Origin of the sequence: Sulfurospirillum cavolei (assembly GCF_001548055.1) — a bacterium.
GTDB lineage: Bacteria > Campylobacterota > Campylobacteria > Campylobacterales > Sulfurospirillaceae > Sulfurospirillum.
This window is the reverse complement of record NZ_AP014724.1, coordinates 2,170,289-2,185,381: the sequence shown is the minus strand read 5'-3', so window position 1 is coordinate 2,185,381 and position 15,093 is coordinate 2,170,289. Positions and strand designations below refer to the sequence as shown.

Annotated in this window: 16 protein-coding genes; 15 read left to right on the top strand and 1 reads right to left on the bottom strand. The window is 45.0% G+C overall.

Going from position 1 to position 15,093, the window contains the following annotated elements:
• Position 1 precedes the first annotated feature (1 nt).
• The 14 genes from guaB (at position 2) to UCH003_RS10865 (ending at position 14,011) form a co-directional block, all read left to right on the top strand.
• On the top strand, positions 2-1,450 hold the full coding sequence (guaB, locus tag UCH003_RS10930; RefSeq protein ID WP_060826536.1) for an IMP dehydrogenase: 1,449 nt from the start codon (positions 2-4) through the stop codon (positions 1,448-1,450).
• Positions 1,451-1,490: 40 nt separating this feature from the next.
• Entirely contained in the window at positions 1,491-2,600 is a 1,110-nt protein-coding gene (gene metX / locus UCH003_RS10925; RefSeq protein ID WP_039672256.1) for a homoserine O-acetyltransferase MetX, read from the top strand.
• 2 nt (positions 2,601-2,602) lie between these two features.
• Positions 2,603-2,806 carry an exodeoxyribonuclease VII small subunit gene (xseB, locus tag UCH003_RS10920; protein WP_041962105.1) on the top strand — a complete coding sequence of 68 codons (204 nt, stop codon included), beginning with the start codon at positions 2,603-2,605 and terminating at the stop codon, positions 2,804-2,806.
• Positions 2,803-3,594 carry a carbon-nitrogen hydrolase family protein gene (locus tag UCH003_RS10915; protein ID WP_039672258.1) on the top strand — a complete coding sequence of 264 codons (792 nt, stop codon included), beginning with the start codon at positions 2,803-2,805 and terminating at the stop codon, positions 3,592-3,594. The genes xseB and UCH003_RS10915 overlap by 4 nt, the downstream gene beginning before the upstream one ends.
• Positions 3,591-4,274: a HesA/MoeB/ThiF family protein gene (locus tag UCH003_RS10910; protein WP_060826535.1), complete on the top strand. Its 684-nt coding sequence runs from the start codon at positions 3,591-3,593 to the stop codon at positions 4,272-4,274. Before UCH003_RS10915 ends, UCH003_RS10910 begins: the two co-directional genes overlap by 4 nt.
• Positions 4,275-4,286: 12 nt before the next feature.
• A complete protein-coding gene (locus UCH003_RS10905; protein ID WP_060826534.1) occupies positions 4,287-5,240 on the top strand; it encodes an HTH domain-containing protein in 954 nt (317 codons plus the stop codon).
• A 31-nt stretch (positions 5,241-5,271) separates the two neighbouring features.
• Positions 5,272-6,402 (top strand): succinyldiaminopimelate transaminase, encoded by a 1,131-nt coding sequence (locus UCH003_RS10900; RefSeq protein ID WP_060826533.1) that lies wholly within the window; start codon positions 5,272-5,274, stop codon positions 6,400-6,402.
• Positions 6,403-6,439: 37 nt separating this feature from the next.
• The gene (gene murC / locus UCH003_RS10895) at positions 6,440-7,750 is read left to right on the top strand and encodes a UDP-N-acetylmuramate--L-alanine ligase (protein ID WP_060826532.1); all 1,311 of its coding nucleotides are present in this window, start codon (positions 6,440-6,442) and stop codon (positions 7,748-7,750) included.
• Positions 7,750-8,097: a hypothetical protein gene (locus UCH003_RS10890; protein WP_060826531.1), complete on the top strand. Its 348-nt coding sequence runs from the start codon at positions 7,750-7,752 to the stop codon at positions 8,095-8,097. The genes murC and UCH003_RS10890 overlap by 1 nt, the downstream gene beginning before the upstream one ends.
• Positions 8,097-10,304 (top strand): endonuclease MutS2, encoded by a 2,208-nt coding sequence (locus tag UCH003_RS10885; RefSeq protein ID WP_060826530.1) that lies wholly within the window; start codon positions 8,097-8,099, stop codon positions 10,302-10,304. Before UCH003_RS10890 ends, UCH003_RS10885 begins: the two co-directional genes overlap by 1 nt.
• Before the next feature lie 73 nt (positions 10,305-10,377).
• Complete coding sequence (gene dapE / locus UCH003_RS10880; RefSeq protein ID WP_060826987.1) at positions 10,378-11,490, top strand: succinyl-diaminopimelate desuccinylase; 1,113 nt, start codon at positions 10,378-10,380, stop codon at positions 11,488-11,490.
• Entirely contained in the window at positions 11,487-11,858 is a 372-nt protein-coding gene (locus UCH003_RS10875; protein WP_060826529.1) for a RidA family protein, read from the top strand. The genes dapE and UCH003_RS10875 overlap by 4 nt, the downstream gene beginning before the upstream one ends.
• 88 nt (positions 11,859-11,946) lie before the next feature.
• Positions 11,947-13,287 carry an FAD-dependent oxidoreductase gene (locus UCH003_RS10870; RefSeq protein ID WP_039672266.1) on the top strand — a complete coding sequence of 447 codons (1,341 nt, stop codon included), beginning with the start codon at positions 11,947-11,949 and terminating at the stop codon, positions 13,285-13,287.
• A 37-nt stretch (positions 13,288-13,324) separates the two neighbouring features.
• On the top strand, positions 13,325-14,011 hold the full coding sequence (locus UCH003_RS10865) for a class I SAM-dependent DNA methyltransferase (RefSeq protein WP_041962098.1): 687 nt from the start codon (positions 13,325-13,327) through the stop codon (positions 14,009-14,011).
• Here the strand turns inward: UCH003_RS10865 and UCH003_RS10860 are convergent.
• Positions 14,008-14,496 (bottom strand): hypothetical protein, encoded by a 489-nt coding sequence (locus UCH003_RS10860; protein ID WP_060826528.1) that lies wholly within the window; start codon positions 14,494-14,496, stop codon positions 14,008-14,010. The genes UCH003_RS10865 and UCH003_RS10860 overlap by 4 nt on opposite strands.
• Before the next feature lie 86 nt (positions 14,497-14,582).
• Here UCH003_RS10860 and UCH003_RS10855 point away from each other — a divergent pair, with 86 nt between their 5' ends.
• Positions 14,583-15,044, top strand: a complete 462-nt coding sequence (locus UCH003_RS10855; RefSeq protein ID WP_060826527.1) for a GNAT family N-acetyltransferase — start codon at positions 14,583-14,585, stop codon at positions 15,042-15,044.
• Positions 15,045-15,093 lie beyond the last annotated feature (49 nt).

Below are 15,093 nucleotides of genomic sequence, written 5' to 3'. Positions count from 1 at the left end.
CATGAAAATTAGAAAAAGAGCGTTGACGTTTGAAGATGTTTTATTGGTACCGAAATATTCGGAGATTTTACCCAAAGAAGTGGATATTAAAACCAAATTAACGAAGAATATCACGTTGAACATTCCGTTAATTTCCGCGGCGATGGATACGGTGACCGAACACCGTGCGGCGATTATGATGGCACGGCTCGGAGGCTTAGGCATCGTGCATAAAAATATGGACGTCGAATCGCAAGTACGCGAGATCAGACGCGTTAAAAAAAGCGAAAGCGGCATTATCATCGATCCGGTTTCCATTAAAGCCAGCGCGACGTTAAAAGAGGCTTTAGGAATTATGTCTGAATACCGAATTTCAGGCGTTCCCGTCGTGGATGACACCAATACCTTGATCGGTATTTTGACCAACCGCGACCTTCGCTTCGAAAACGATTTCAGTAAAAAAGTTGAACAGTTAATGACGAAAATGCCTTTGATTACCGTCAAAAAAGGCACGACTTTGGACGATGCCGAAGCGATTTTTAGAACGAATAAAGTCGAAAAACTTCCCGTCGTCGACGAGCATAATAAACTAGCCGGTCTTATTACGATCAAAGACTTGAAAAAACGTCAAGAGTATCCTAACGCCAACAAAGACGCGTTTGGCAGGCTCAGAGTCGGCGCGGCGATCGGCGTGGGACAATTGGAGCGCGCGACGGCACTCGTTGCCGCGGGTGCGGACGTCTTGGTTCTCGATTCGGCGCACGGCCATTCTAAAGGTATTATCGATACGGTGAAATTGATCAAAAAAACGCTAAACGTCGATATTATCGCCGGAAATATCGCAACGTCCGAAGCGGCGGAAGCTTTAGTCGAAGCCGGCGTTGACGGCATTAAAGTGGGTATCGGACCTGGAAGTATTTGTACCACGCGTATCGTCTCGGGTGTGGGCGTACCGCAAATTTCAGCCATCGAAGAGTGCTCGGCGGTAGGTAAAAAACACGGTGTTCCGGTGATCGCCGACGGCGGCATTAAGTATTCGGGCGATTTTGCCAAAGCCTTAGCCGCAGGTGCTCAAAGCGTGATGATCGGAAGTTTATTGGCGGGAACGGATGAAAGTCCGGGCGAACTTATTACGTATCAAGGACGTCAATATAAAACCTATCGCGGCATGGGAAGCATCGGTGCGATGACCAAAGGCAGCAGCGATCGTTATTTCCAAGAAGGAACGGCGGCGGATAAGCTCGTACCTGAAGGCATTGAAGGGCGCGTACCGCATGCGGGATCGATTCGCGACGTTATTTTTCAGCTCGTCGGTGGACTTCGCTCCTCTATGGGCTATGTCGGTGCTCGCGATATCGTCGATTATCAAGAAAAAGCGGAATTCGTGGAGATTACGAGTGCAGGACTTAAAGAGAGTCACGTACACGACGTTATCATTACGCACGAAGCACCCAATTACCGTGTGAATTAAACGCGCGTTTTTAGCAACGCGCTTACATGTAAGGATAACGGTGAAAATACAAACCTCTATCGAACGTTTCGACGAGCCGCTTTACCTAGAAAGCGGCCGTATTTTAGAGTCGTATCAACTTGCCTACGAAACGTACGGAGAGATGAACGACGATAAAAGCAACGTCATCGTCGTTTTTCACGCGCTTACCGGAAGCCACCATGCCGCAGGTCGTTATGAAAATGAGACCAAAGCCGGATGGTGGGATCCGATGATCGGCGATCGAAAAATCATCGATACGACCCGATATTACGTTATTTGCGTCAATATTTTGGGCAGTTGTTTCGGTTCGAGCGGTCCTATGAGTCCTCAGGGAAAAAATCAAGAGCCTTTACGTCTTAAATTTCCGGTATTAACGATTAGCGATATGGTCAGAGCGCAAATGAATCTCTTCGCACGTTTAGGCATTCAAGAGGCGTATGCGATTATCGGCGGGTCGCTCGGCGGAATGCAAGGGCTTTGCATGTCGATCGAGTATCCGCATTTCGCGAAACGGGTGATTTTGCTTGCGACGACGTATGCAACGGGTCCTTGGGCAATTGCGTGGAACAAAATCGCGATGGAAGGTATCGTCAAGGACGAACGCTTTAAAGGCGGTAACTACGATAAGGACGATTTTACGGAAGAGGGCTTGCAGAGTTTTGCCATCGGGCGTATGGCGGGGCACATCAGTTTTTTAAGTCCCTATTCGATGAACAAAAAATTCGGTCGTAATTATGTCGAGACGGACGGTTTGTACGAGCTTTTCGGGCGTTTTCAAGTTGAACGCTATATGGAATACAACGGCTATAGCTTCGCCAAACGTTTCGATCCTTTAAGCTATTTGTACATTATCAAAGCGATGAATATTTTTGATGCAACGCGTAATTACGATTCGCTGGAAGATTCGCTCAAACACATCAAAGCCAAACTGACGTTGATTTCGTTTAAAGGCGATTTTTTGTTTATGCCCGAAGAGATGGAGTTCATCAAAGCGACGATGGACAATATGGGACGAAGCGAACGGGTGGATTATTATTGTATCGACAGTCGTTACGGGCACGATGCCTTTTTAGTCGAATACGATACGTTTGATTTTTATATTCGAAAAGCCTTAGAGGCAAAGGTCTAAATATGGAAGCAAAAAACGAGAGTTTTGAAGTAAAGTTAGAGCGTGCCAAAGTGATCTTGGAGCAACTCTCCAATCCTGAACTCTCCTTGGAAGAGGGAATGAAGCGGTATCAAGAGGGAATTTTGGTTCTGAAAGAGGCGAGCGCGATGATTGAAGAAGCCAAATTGACGTATGCCAAATTACAAGAGAAGGAAGAGAAGGCATGAAAATAGCCGCTTTACAGTTAAGTACGCTTCCGATGAGCGAAGCGAAATTGGATTACTATTTTCGTATTTGCCAGCAAAAAGAGGTGGAAGTCGTCTTATTGAGCGAATATGCGCTCAACAGCTTTTTTAAAGAGTTGGAGACGATGCCGATCTCAATGATCAAAGAGCAATCCAACCACAAAATCGAAACGCTCAAAAAGCTTTGCGCCGAATACAACCTTCACGTCATCGCGCCGATCGTCAACGTCAAAGGGGATTTTTGTTACAAGAGCAACGCGCATTTTTCGCCCAAATCGGTGCATTTTTTCGATCAGCAATTTTTGATTAACTATAAGCATTGGAACGAAGAGAAGTTCTTTGCCAACGCGATCGCCAAATACACGTTGCCGCTCTTTTTGCACGGCGGTTTGCGCTTTGGGATCGTCAGCGGATACGAGCTTCACTTTGATCTGGTATGGCAAGAAGTCATGCGTAAAAACGTCGACGTGGTCTTAAGTGCGACTTCTTCGACGTTTGATTCGGCAAAACGCTGGGAAGAGCTTTTAAAAATGCGTGCGATGCTAAACAATGTTTATATTTTGCGCGCCAATCGCGTCGGCAGTTACAAAGAGGAAGAGACGTGGCAGTTTTACGGTCAAAGTGCTTTGATCTCTCCTTACGGCGAAGTCGAAGTGAGCCTCGGGGATAAAGAAGAGATGATCGTCGCGACCATCGACAAAGACGTCTTAGCCGAAGCGCGAAAACTCTGGGGATGGAAAAAGCAGGTGAGTAAGCGAGAAAACGTATGACGCACTATTTTCACCGACAGATTCAGCTTTGGGGCGAAGTGACGCAAGAGAGACTTCAAAGTAAAAAAATCGTCATCATCGGTTGCGGCGGTTTGGGAAGCTCTTTAGCGTATGCACTGGGAAGTTCGGGGATCGGCGAAATCCATTTGGTGGATTTTGATGAGGTAAGTGTGCATAATATTCACCGCCAAATTGCCTTTAAAGTGGGCGATGAGGGAAAATTCAAAGCCGACGTGGTGAAAAAAAGCATCGAAGAGCGTTGTCCTTTTGTAAAAGTTACGGCGCATATCGGTCGCTTGGAAGACTTTACATGTAAGAATATTGCGGTCGATCTCATCATCGACGCTACCGACAATTTGCCCTCACGCGCCGCCATCGATGCGTATGCTAAAAGCGTGAATACGCCGTGGCTTTACGGTTCGGTCGAGGCGTTCAACGGGCAAGTCTGTTTTTTCGAGCAGAGTAGTTTTAAAGCCTTTGTCATCAGCAATAAAACGCCTTCCGGAATTGCCGCACCCATCGTGATGCACATCGCTTCGTTGCAGGCAAATCTAGCACTTCGTTATTTGGCAGGTTTGAGCGTGAAAAAAGATTGGCTCTATTATCTCTACTTCAACGACGAAGGCGAGCTGATCACGCAAAAATTTGCGATGCCTAAGATGCAATCTAGCGTTAATTGAGAGGAACATTGGATGACCATTAAAGATAGCATATTAAAAGCACTTGAAAATTTCAGTAAGCCTGTTTCTTATCAAGAAATCACAAAATACATTTTAGACAATAAGTTATATGCGTTTGAAGGACAAACACCTCACGCAACGGTATCTGCTTTATTGGGTGATTTTATTCGCAAGGGCGATACGAGAGTTGCTAGAGTTAAACAAAACGGTGCTTATTTTTACTATCTGACGAAAAACGATCTTTTGGCAGTTGAAGAAGCGAATGTGCTTTTGCAAGACGAAAATGGCTCTAAAAAAGGTACGAAGGCTTGCTTCTCTGAGAGAGATTTGCATGTTTTGTTTGTAAGCTATCTTAAAAGTCGAGGTATTTATGCCAAAACGATTTTACACGAAGAGTCGAAAAATAGTAAAGACGACACGCAAAAATGGGCGCATCCCGATATTATCGGCGTGAAGTTTGCGAAATTTAAAAGTGCAACGAGCAGTAAGTTATTGAAAACACTTGAAAGAAAAGACTCTTGTGAAATCATTTCCTATGAGATTAAAAAAGAGATCAATTCAGATTATGAATTAAAAAAATATTACTTTCAAGCCGTTTCAAATTCGACATGGGCAAATTTAGGTTATTTGGTGGCCTTTGAAATTAATGATAATTTGAAAGAAGAGATGGAGCGATTAAATAAGTCTTTTGGAATTGGGGTAATTAAACTTCATGCAAATCCGTTTGAAAGCCAAATTCTTTTTCAATCTTCTTATAAAAACTTAGACTATCAAACGATTGACAAGCTGTGCCATATTAACGAGAAATATCGCCAATTTATAGAACAAATTGAAAAAATATTAAGTGCGGATGACAAATATGTCAATTCGTCTTTGTTGGAATTAGAGAAAGAATGTGACATGTATTATGAAAAAGATGAAGATATCTTGAATTATTGCACATCTAAAAACATACCGATCGAATAAAAATATTTTAGTTTTGACTAAAGGAAATTCATTGCATTTTGAACCCTATCCGTTTGAAAAATTAAGTGCGTTATTGAACGACGTAACGCCCAATCCGCAGTACGAAACGGTCAATCTGACCATCGGCGAGCCGCAGTTTGAAACCCCGATGTTTATCCAAAATGCACTCAAAGAAAACAGCGCACTTTTAAATAAATACCCAAAATCATCCGGTGAAGCCTACGTCACGGAAGCACAGCGCGCTTTTGTTCAAAAGCGTTTCGGCGTTGCGCTCAAAGAGAGCGAACTGCTCTGCACATTCGGTACGAGAGAAGTGTTGTTCAACTTCCCGCAATACCTTTTGCACGATAAACCAAATCCTGTGATGGCGTATACCAATCCGTTTTATCAGATCTACGAAGGTGCGGCGATTGCCAGTCGCGCTAAAGTCGTGCATTTAAACCTGACAAAAGAGAATGCGTTTAAACCCGACATTACGCTTCCCCAGCTTAAAGAAGCCGATTTGATCATTCTCAATTTTCCCAACAATCCGACCACATCGACTCTTTCGTTGGACGAGTTGGGCGAGTGGGTCAAATTTGCACTCAAATACGACATCGTGCTGTTAAATGACGAATGTTACAGCGAGATTTACGTCGATGAAAAACCCGTTTCGCTTCTGGAAGCTTCCTTACATGTAGGAAACGAGAGTTTCAAAAACGTCTTGGTCATCAACTCCATCTCCAAACGAAGCTCCGCTCCGGGACTTCGTTCAGGCTTCATCGCAGGCGATGAGAAGATTTTGAGCGGCTATATGAAGTATCGAACGTACATCGGTGCGGGTATTCCTTTGCCGTTGCAAAAAGCCTCTGCGGCTGCATGGAGCGATATGGCACATGTGGAGATCACGCGCCAAGAGTATGCGAAAAACCTCCGTTTGGCCGAAGCGATTTTAGGCATCGATGCGATTGCTTCGACCTTTTACGTTTGGTTGGAAGTCGGAGACGATTTAGGCTTTACATGTAAGCTTTATCAAGAGAAAAATATCAAAGTTTTACCCGGAAGATTTTTAGGACGCGGCGGTATGGGCGATGGATTTGTGCGTATCGCCTTGGTCGAAAACAGCACGAAAACGGAAACGATTTTAAAAGAGATACGAGATTTTATGGCGACTTCAAAGTAAGTGTGTCAAAAGTAAAAGATTTTTGTAAAGGGTTGAATTGAAAAAAGTACATTTTGTAGGTATCGGAGGCATCGGGCTTTCGGCATTGGCACGTTATCTCAAACAAGAAGGATATGAGATTACGGGTTCGGACATTAAAGCAACGAAAATTACGGCACGTTTGGAAGAAGAGGGCATTTCGGTGGTCATTCCGCACGATCCCTCATGCATTAACGATCAAGAGTTGGTGGTGTATTCGGCGGTTATTAAACCCGATAACGTCGAGTTGGTACGGGCACGCGAAAAGGGAATCGCGATTATGTCGCGTTCGCAAGCTTTAGTGTTCATTTTAAAAAACAGACGGGTTTTTTCGGTGTGCGGTGCACACGGTAAGAGTACCACCAGTGCGATGCTGGCGTCTTTGATCGAAGGTTCGGTCGTCATCGGAGCCGAAAGCAAACAATACGGCACTAACATGTACTATAAAGAGGGCAATAACGTTATTTTCGAGGCGGACGAAAGCGATGAGAGTTTTTTAAACTCCAACCCTTACGTTGCGGTCGTGACCAATGCCGAACCGGAACATATGGAGCATTACAACTACGATTTGGAACGCTTTTACGGCGCGTATCGTCGCTTTTTGCAAAGTGCTACGATTCGCGTCATCAATGCCGAAGATCCTTTTCTGGCGACGCTTGAAGAGATGGACGCGATTCGTCTGTATCCGAGCAAAGATATTCAAGCGATCGAAACGACGATGCATGAGGGCGAGCCTTATACCTCTTTCGTGCTCAAAGATTTAGGACGTTTCGAGGTTTGGGGCATCGGAGCGCATATGGCGTTGGACGCTTCTTTGGCGATTTTGGCGAGCCTTGTGGAAGAAGACGTGGAAATCGTACGCGAAAAACTGAAACGTTATAAAGGAATTAAAAAACGATTCGATATTATTGCCAAAGAGGATAATTTCGCCCTTATCGACGATTACGGGCACCATCCGACCGAGATTAAAGCAACGCTTGCTTCGGCAAAAACCTATGCAAATTTGACGGGTCTTAAAACGATCACGGCGATTTGGCAACCGCACAAATATTCACGTACGATCGACAATCTCGAAAGTTTCGTCCAATGTTTTGAAGGGGTAGACAAGCTGGTTATTTTACCGGTATGGAAAGCCGGCGAAAAAGAGGTGTTTATCGATTTTGAAAAAGCGTTTGCGCGGTACGCACCCGTATTTGCACCCAGAGTTCATCGCAAAGACGCTGCGATCGAAATTTTCCCGAACGAAGAAGGTTACGAGCGCTTTGACGAAGGCGTGGTGATTAGTTTCGGCGCGGGCGACATTACGTATCAGCTTCGAGGAGTCGTCTAATGCAATTTTTGCTCTTTTTAGTGTTAATCCTTCTGCTAGCCGCGGTATTGTACACCAAAAAAGAGACGCTCTCTTCACGCATGAAAAAGACCTTGATCGGCTCGATGGTCGTACTGCTCGCTTCGGCAATCGGTTACGAGAGCTATCAAGCGTCCCAAAGCGAACAACGCCGCTTGATCGTCAATGCTTTTAAACAGGGGAAAACGCTGACATGTCAAGGCGGTGTGACGGTTGATCTTAAACGGTTTATTTACGTGAGCGGAACGCAAAGTTTCATCCCGAACGAAATCAACGAAAACGATAAAGGTACGGTAATCGAAGTGAGTACATGTAGGATTCTTCCTTAATGGAAAAGCTATTTGCCAAACTCGATTTGAGCGATTATCAAGAGAGTTTTAAACACTTTTTGGCGCGAGAAAAGCCTTTGTTTATGGAAGGCGACGCGCATTTGCATTTTAAATTGATTCACGAGCTGCTCGCAAAAGACCGCCTAAAGCCGCTTCCGGAAGTACCCAATCTTGATACGGCAATCGCGCATTTAAGTAAAATGGGCGTTTTGCATCTTTCGGAGATTTTCGCGTTCGTCAAAATCGTTACTTATACGACCTATCTTCAAAGCGTTCTGCTCGATCAAGCGTTGGGGGAATGGATCGCACGTATCGTTATTCCGGTTGAAATCACGCGCATTTGCGACTATTTCGACGAAAAAGGCGAATTAAAATCGAGCGTCGACGAACAGTTTGAACACATCAACAAAAACCTCAAAAGCATCAAAGACGAGATGAATACGACCCTTCGCCGCTTGATAGCAACCGAAAAAATCGCGTTATACCTTGCCGACAAACAGATCCATTATATCAATAATCAAGAAGCCCTCTTGTTGCGCGGCGGATTTAACCATGTCTTAAAAGGCAACGTCGTTGCACGCAGTAGCAGCGGGTTTTTCTACGTCGTTCCCGAAGCTTTGGCAAAATTGGTCGCCAAAGAGAGTGAATTGATCGACAAAAAAGAGGAGTTGATCTATAAATACGCGAAGCAAATCTCCTCCGTATTTGCCAAACAGCTCAAATTTCTGAGCTTTATCAATAAAGAGTTTGATCGTTTCGATGCGTACTACGCACGCGTCGCATTTGCGCGCGAAAAAGAGATGGAATTCGTACTCTCTTCTTCCAAATCGTCCGCCATCGTACTCGAAAACTTTTCGCATCCAGCATTGGCCCATCCTAAGCCTATTTGCGTCGATTTTTCCAAACGCGTTTTGATGATTACGGGCGTTAATGCGGGTGGAAAAACGATGTTGTTAAAATCGATTCTCTCCGCGGCACTCCTGAGCAAATACCTCCTTCCCATGAAAATCGACGCCGCGCATTCGACGATCGGCTCGTTTAAAGAGCTCTACGCCGTTTTAGACGATCCTCAAAGCGTTAAAAACGACATTTCGACGTTTGCGGGACGAATGAGCGAGTTTAGTCACTTGTTCGGCAAAAAAAATGCTTTAGTCGGCGTCGACGAGATCGAATTGGGTACGGACGCGGACGAGGCGGCAAATCTGTTTAAAGTGATGATCGAAAAACTGATCGAGAAAGAGATGAAGATCGTCATTACGACGCACCATAAACGCTTGGCTTCGATGTTGGCGACGCATCCGGAAGTTGAGCTTTTAGCGGCGATTTACGACGAAAAAAACGAACGCCCGACGTATGGATTTTTAAAAGGAACCATCGGGCGCAGTTACGCGTTTGAAACCGCGCTTCGTTACGGAGTTCCGCCTTCGCTCGTGAAAGAAGCGAAAATCTTATACGGCGAAGACAAAGAGAAATTGGGCGAACTGATTCAAAAAAATATTGATTTAGAATTGCAAATGCGCAAGACGAAAGAGGAGTTAGATGCGCGCTTGCAAGAGGTTGAAAAGCTGAAAATTTCGCTCAACGACGAAAAAGAACGCGTGAGAGGCGAATTTGAAACCGCTTACGGGAAACTCTCGAAAGAGTTTAGAGACGCCGTATCGGAGGCGAAAAAAGCCATTAAAACCCAAGACGTTAAAGAGGCGCACCGTTTGTTGAACAAAGCCAATCTTTACCGACAAGAAAGCAAACGAAACGTTCCGGAAGCGCGCGCGGGCGAGCCTTTAAGCGTTGGAGAAAAGATCAAATACGGCAGTTCCAAAGGTGTGATCAAAAGTATCAAAAAAGAAGAAGCCTTGATCGAATGCGACGGCATTAGCATGCGCGTACCGCTGGCATCGCTCAAACGAAGCGGCCCGCAACCGCACTCGCACAAACCAAGCGTCGTGATCGCCAAAGAGACGACGGGCGGTTCGATGATTTTGGATTTGCACGGGCTTCGTAGCGATGAAGCGATCGAGCGGCTCGATAAGTTTTTGAGCGACGCGCTGATCAACGGATTTGACGAGGTTTTGGTCTACCACGGTATCGGAACGGGGAAATTGGCTTATGCGGTACGCACATTTTTAAGTACGTACCCTTCCTTGGTTTCGTACGCCGACGCACCGCAAAACTTAGGCGGTTTCGGAGCGACGTTGATTAAACTTTAAAGCGGCTTGTCGCAAGACGATAATTTCAAAAAAGTGCAAACTTTAAAACAGACTTTTTTATAATTGAGGCATGATGTTAAGTACGAAAGAACTTTTTTTAACTTTATTGCGTTTTCCTTCGATCACGCCCGACGAAGCAGGCTCGTTTGCGTTTATTCGAGGCTATTTGGACGATTTTGAAGCGATTGAAGTTTCAATCGAATCGACGAAAAATCTCTTCCTTTTCAAAAAATTCGGCGAGGGTGAACACCTCTGTTTTGCGGGACATGTCGACGTCGTTCCTCCCGGAGAAGGGTGGAAGAGCGATCCGTTTGAACCCTTGATCGAAGGGAAAAACGTTTACGCCAGAGGTGCTCAAGATATGAAAAGCGGCGTAGCGGCAAGTATTCAGGCTCTTAAAACGACGCGCGATTTTAAGGGAACGCTTTCGTTACTGCTGACCAGCGACGAAGAGGGCGATGCCACGTACGGGACGATCGAAATGCTTCGTGAACTCGAGCGACGCGCTCTTTTGCCCGATTATGCCGTTGTTGCCGAACCGACGTCCGAGAAACTCTTCGGCGATGCAATCAAAATAGGCAGACGCGGTTCGATTAACGGCGTTATCGAAATTTTGGGCAAACAAGGCCACGCGGCGTACCCTGAAAAAAGCATCAATCCCGTTCATCAAATGGCACCGTTGCTTTCTCTTTTTGCGGGACATTTTTTAGACCGAGGCGATGATTTCTTTGCCCCCTCTCAGATCGTCGTTACCGATATACGAGGCGGTATGGAGGTTACCAACGTCACCCCCAACTCGTTAAAAATCATGTTCAACGTCCGAAACTCGACTCAGACAAATCCAAAGAGCGTTCGCTCGTACGCAGAAGGGGTCTTAAACGGACTGGATTATCGATTGCGTCTTCACGAAAGTGCCCGCCCTTTTTTAACATGTAAAGATTCTAAAATTGTCGCAAAACTGCAAGAAGCACTGAGTGCATGTAACGGTTTTGCACCTAAACTTTCCACCGCAGGCGGTACAAGCGACGCGCGATTTTTCGGAAGTTACGGTATCGCTACGGTGGAGTGCGGCGTTGTTAACGATACGATCCATGCTCCCAACGAGCGGTGTTGCCTCGATGAGGTCGAAGCCCTGTACCGCGTGTTTTCGCATACGATAGAAAATTTTTCAAAGGATTTAAAATGAAAAGTATTGCAACCCTCAAGGCTCCGCAAGCGATCGGACCTTATTCTCAAGCGATTGAAAGCAACGGGATAATTTATGCGTCGGGTCAAATCGCTTTACGTCCGGACGGAAGCTTTAACGACGGCGATATTGAAGCGCAAACGACGCAGGTGATGCACAACGTCAGTGCTGTTTTGGAAGCGGCGGGAAGCCGTTTGCAAAACGTCGTCAAAACGACGATTTTTCTAACCGATATGGACGATTTTGCCGCGGTAAATGCGGTCTACGGCTCATTTTTTGAAGATCACAAACCGGCTCGCAGTACGGTGTGCGTCAAAGCGTTACCTAAAAACGCCCGTGTTGAAGTCGAAGTTATCGCAACAAAATAATCGTGAAATTTAAAACTTTTAAAAGTTTTATAGGCAAGAGTGTATTACAATAATAAACCCTAAATCTTAGAGTAGGAAGTTGTTCAATATGACAAAAAATCACTATGACGTTTTAGTCGTCGGTGGCGGAATTTCAGGTGCGGCTCTGTTTTACGAGCTTGCAAGATACACGGATATTAAGCGTATCGCGCTGGTTGAAAAATATGAAAAATTGGCAAAGCTTAATTCTGCCGGAACGTCAAACTCTCAAACGATTCACTGCGGTGACATCGAGACAAACTATACTCTAGAAAAAGCGAAAAAAGTCAAAGAAACGGCGAGTATGGTCGCAAAATATTGCCTTCAATACGGTCATGAAGGAAAGTTTTTATTTGCACACCAAAAAATGGCAATCGGCGTAGGCGATACCGAAGTGGCGTACATGCAAAAACGTTACGAAGAGTTTAAAGAGTTGTATCCGTATTTGGAAGTTTTCGATAAGGAAAAATTGGCGAAAATCGAGCCGAAATTGATCTTCGACGAAAACGGTAAAGAACGACCGGAAAGCATTATAGGCGTAGGCGTCGAAGGCGGCGAGTACAGTACGGTCGATTTTGGCGCAATGACGGAAAGTTTGGTCGAAGAGGCACAAAAAATCGAAGGAAAAGTTGCGGACGTATACTTAAATGCGCAAGTGACGAATATCACGAAACTCGGCGATATGTTTGTCGTGATGACCAAAGACCATACTTTTACGGCGGATTTTGTGGTAGTGAATGCCGGAGCGCATTCGCTTTATTTAGCGCATCAAATGGGATTCGGGTTGGATTTTGCGTGCTTGCCGGTTGCGGGAAGTTTTTATTTGACGAAACAAAAGATGCTCAACGGCAAAGTCTATATGGTTCAAAATCCAAAGCTTCCGTTTGCCGCGTTACACGGCGACCCTGACGTTTTAGCCGGCGGCTGTACGCGTTTTGGCCCGACGGCGCTGGTTTTGCCGAAGTTGGAGCGTTACACGGGCGGTACGTACCTTGATTTTTGGCAAACGTTGCAATTTGACGGAAAAGTCGCGAAAGTATTCTACGATTTGCTCAAAGATAGCGATATTAGAAATTATATCTTCCGTAACTTTTTATTTGAAGTGCCTTACTTCAATAAAGGGCTTTTCTTAAAAGATGCGCGAAAAATCGTTCCTTCGTTGCAATTAGACGAAATTGAATACGCGAAGAATTTCGGCGGCGTACGACCGCAGGTGATCAACAAAAAAGAACAAAAGTTAATGTTAGGCGAAGCGAGCATTAATCCCGGTATCGGCATTATTTTCAATATGACGCCAAGCCCAGGAGCAACGAGCTGTTTAGGTAATGCCCGTCGGGACGTTAAACTAGTATGCGAACATCTCGGTCGTACGTTTAACGAAGCCTTATTTCGACAAGAGTTATTAGACTAAAAATCTTCGAGGGCGTAACGCCCTCGGAAAGCTGCTCATGAATCCACTTGATCTTTACGCCAAAATTGAACCTTTCATCGGTTTTTACGACCAATATGAAATCCTCTATAAAACGTACCTTCGGTATTTAAGCTCTTATTCTATCGGCTCGGTTTTAGATGTGGGATGCGGGAACGGAAAGTTTTTAAAGCATCTTTTAGAGCGACATATCGACGCGGAAGGGATCGATCGGAGTGATTCTATGGTTCAGCGTGCCAACGAGATCGGCGTTCGAGCATCGTGTAAAGAGTTGGAGGATTTTGAAGCGGAACGTTTTGACTGCGTTACGGCGGTCGCGGACGTGCTCAATTACATACCGCCCAAAGAGTTGGCGGGTTTTTTTCACACGATTAATCGCGTGTTAAAACCCAAAGGTTATTTTGTATGCGATGTCAATACCCTGTACGGATTTGAAGCCGTTGCGGAGGGTGTGATGCGCTTTGAAAACGAAACGCAGTTTTTATGCATCGAAGCTAATTATGCCGACAAAGAACTCTTAACGCATATCGCATTTTTTGAAAAAGAGGGCGAGCTTTACCGTAAACACAGCGGTCAAATCCGACAATATTTTCACACGCTCGGAGAGCTCAAGAAACAAGAAGGGTTTCGATTGGAGACAACCGAAGCCCTGAGGCTTTTTGGCGATTCCCCCGATAAAACCTTGCTAGTGTATCGGAAACGTTAAGCTAAATCTTGTAAAAACGTACCGAGCATCGTATTTTGCTGATCGAGCTTATCTTCCGCTTGCATTTTTTCTTGAAGTTGTTTTCGGTAGGCGTCGAGCATATCGTCAAGGCTCGTCAACGCATCTTCGCGGGCTTTGCCCGTAAGCGGCGGTTGCGTGGATTCTCCTAGACCTAATTTTTCAGTAAGTTCCGCTTTCTTTTCTTCGATTAATTTCTCAATTTTTTCAAAATTGTAGTCTTGGTAGAATGCAAGAGCACCTTTTGTTTTTAGATCTTCCAGAAACGTTTCAACCGCAGGATCCCTCTGCGTCGTTTCTGAATCTTTGACCGTAGAGGTTTCATTATCGGTTGAAAATTTGGCTTTAATCTCGTCGGCGAGTGTTTGCGCAAACGAGTTTGCATCTTCCAAACCGCTTTTGACGCGCGTCGTCGTCGAATCAAGAAGTGACTGATACGTTTTTTTCGTTTGGTCGTCAATCATCATCGTTTACTCCTTATCGTGAGGTAACGAGTACAAGCAAAAATGATTCCTATGTTACAATACGTTTACTAATTTCACAAGGAACGATGATGTTAAAAATCCGTAAAGCGACGATTGAAGATTGCGATAAACTCGTAACGTTACTTTTACAACTTTTCGAGCAAGAGACCGAGTTCATCCCAAATCGATCTTTACATGTTAAAGGGCTTGAAAGCATATTACGCGATGGTTCGGTCGGCGTTATTCTCGTAGCCGAAAACGAAAAAAGCATCGTTGCGATGGTCAGTCTTTTATGGAGTATCAGCACGGCGTTAGGCACTAGGGTCGCGTGGCTCGAAGATATGGTCGTCGATAACGCGTTTCGTTCAAAAGGTATCGGATCTGTTTTAATTCATGAAGCGATTGCGTACGCACAAAGCGTCGGATGTCGCCGGATAACGCTTTTAACGGACGGGGATAATATACCGGCGCATCGTTTTTATGAGAAATGCGGCTTTCAAGCCTCGTCGATGCAACCGTTTCGATTGCTCTTAAGTGACGTTTCTTGTTAAAAAAAGGCAAAAACGCTACTATAGTATTCGGAAAAAATAAAGGATTGAC

Excerpts from the sequence above, each read along its gene's own strand:
- guaB (WP_060826536.1), top strand. The coding sequence starts at position 2 with ATGAAAATTAGAAAAAGAGCGTTGACGTTTGAAGATGTTTTATTGGTA.
- xseB (WP_041962105.1), top strand. The coding sequence starts at position 2,603 with ATGGAAGCAAAAAACGAGAGTTTTGAAGTAAAGTTAGAGCGTGCCAAA.
- UCH003_RS10915 (WP_039672258.1), top strand. The coding sequence starts at position 2,803 with ATGAAAATAGCCGCTTTACAGTTAAGTACGCTTCCGATGAGCGAAGCG.
- UCH003_RS10910 (WP_060826535.1), top strand. The coding sequence starts at position 3,591 with ATGACGCACTATTTTCACCGACAGATTCAGCTTTGGGGCGAAGTGACG.
- UCH003_RS10905 (WP_060826534.1), top strand. The coding sequence starts at position 4,287 with ATGACCATTAAAGATAGCATATTAAAAGCACTTGAAAATTTCAGTAAG.
- UCH003_RS10890 (WP_060826531.1), top strand. The coding sequence starts at position 7,750 with ATGCAATTTTTGCTCTTTTTAGTGTTAATCCTTCTGCTAGCCGCGGTA.
- UCH003_RS10885 (WP_060826530.1), top strand. The coding sequence starts at position 8,097 with ATGGAAAAGCTATTTGCCAAACTCGATTTGAGCGATTATCAAGAGAGT.
- dapE (WP_060826987.1), top strand. The coding sequence starts at position 10,378 with ATGTTAAGTACGAAAGAACTTTTTTTAACTTTATTGCGTTTTCCTTCG.
- UCH003_RS10875 (WP_060826529.1), top strand. The coding sequence starts at position 11,487 with ATGAAAAGTATTGCAACCCTCAAGGCTCCGCAAGCGATCGGACCTTAT.
- UCH003_RS10870 (WP_039672266.1), top strand. The coding sequence starts at position 11,947 with ATGACAAAAAATCACTATGACGTTTTAGTCGTCGGTGGCGGAATTTCA.
- UCH003_RS10865 (WP_041962098.1), top strand. The coding sequence starts at position 13,325 with ATGAATCCACTTGATCTTTACGCCAAAATTGAACCTTTCATCGGTTTT.
- UCH003_RS10860 (WP_060826528.1), bottom strand. The coding sequence starts at position 14,496 with ATGATGATTGACGACCAAACGAAAAAAACGTATCAGTCACTTCTTGAT.
- UCH003_RS10855 (WP_060826527.1), top strand. The coding sequence starts at position 14,583 with ATGTTAAAAATCCGTAAAGCGACGATTGAAGATTGCGATAAACTCGTA.